At 69.4% G+C, this 1,590-nt stretch carries 1 protein-coding gene; it reads right to left on the minus strand.

The genetic code is table 11. From position 1 onward, the window contains the following. Positions 1–107 precede the first annotated feature (107 nt). Positions 108–1,590: serine/threonine-protein kinase (locus tag AC30N0_RS03485; protein WP_489516545.1), on the minus strand; the 1,483-nt coding region annotated here is incomplete at its 5' end.

Here is a 1,590-nt window from a genome sequence, read left to right on the forward strand (position 1 = left end):
CGTTCATCACGCCGACAAGCACCGGCGCCTCCGCCACCCTCCGGTTCTAGCCAATGGCGGTCAGCCCCGGGTCGAGGTCGACCTGAACCATCGACCGGCGGACCTGTTCAGCCCGACGTCGGGGCGCTGACGCCGGTGCTCAGGGTCTGAAACTCGGGGGCGACGATCCGGATCTCGGCGTCGACCCAGCGCCCGATGTCCTTGTCGGTGCAGGTCAGGCCGTAGCGCTTCATGACTTCTTCGAGCGTGGACTCGAGCGCGGCGCAGTTCGGTGGGCGCTTCTCGCGCTCGAAGCTCATGGCGCCGAGCAGGATGCGATCGAGCTCCTGCGGGAGATCGGGGCGGAGCTGCGAGGGCGGCGGCAGGTGCGGCCAGTTCTCGACGCCGAGGTGCGCGAGCGCGGCGAGGTCGAGGTTCACGGCGTGGCCGGAGAGAATCTCGAAGCCGACGGCGCCGGTGGAGTAGACGTCGGCGCGGACATCGACCTTCTCGCCGACGCGCTGTTCGGGCGCCATCATCGACGGCGTGCCCTTGGTCTCGCCCTGCACCGTCATGTGCGTCTGCGTGGCGGCCTTCGCGATGCCGAAGTCGACGACCTTCACGCCGCCCTGGCGCGAGACGAGGACGTTCGCGCTCTTCACGTCGCGGTGGATGACGCTGAGCGGAGTGCCATCGGGCCCCACGGCGGTGTGTGCGGCGGTGAGGCCGTCGCAGACGCGGCAGAGGATGCCGAGACCGACGTTGACGGGCACGGGGCGCTGACCGGCGCGCGCGGAGGCCAGCAAGCGCTCGAGGTCGACGCCCTCGACGTACTCCATGACGATGACGAAGTCGTTGCCGATCTTGCCGAGGTCCTGGATGGCGACGACGTTGGGGTGCGCGATGCGGGCGGCGAGGCGCGCCTCGTCGAGGAAGTGCTCGACCGCGCGCTGATTGCGGGCGAGGTGCGGGTGCATGACCTTCACCGCGACCAGCTTCTCGAAGCCGCCCTCGCCTTTCGCGCGCGAGAGATAGACGTCGGCCATGCCACCCGAGCCGAGGCGGCGAATGACTTCCCAGCGGCCGATCATGGTGCCGGGCCCGATGTCCGCGGGCGCGGCGATCGACGCTTCGCCGGAGCCAAAGCCACCATGCGTGCCGGGCGTGATCGAATCGCTCGGCTTCGTCTCGAGGTTGCGGACCGATGGGCGATTCGCCGGGCCCATGCCGGGCTGGGTCTGCGCGGCCTTGCGCGCTTCCTTCTTCGCCGACGATCCCATCATCACGCCGATGAGGATGACGAGGAGGCCGAGGCCCGCCGAGCCGGCGCCCGCACCGACGATGGCGATCGGCAGCTGCGCTTTGATCTCCGGGACGGCGACGACGATCTTCGCCTCGGGCATCGAAGGCAGTGGCCGCTCCTCGGTCTTCACGCCGGCGGCGACGTCGTTACCGATCGGCACGATGTCGCCCATGAGCTCGAAGTGCCCATCGATCTTCGCGGCCGCGATGCGATCGAGAGCGTCCTTGATCGAGACCGTGCGGCTGACGGCGATGTAGCCTGGTCGACCCTGCGGTACGCCTTCGGTCACGACCGGCGGCGGATCGACG

Source organism: Rhizobacter sp., from assembly GCF_031412495.1.
In the GTDB taxonomy this organism is placed as follows: domain Bacteria; phylum Pseudomonadota; class Gammaproteobacteria; order Burkholderiales; family Burkholderiaceae_C; genus Schlegelella_A.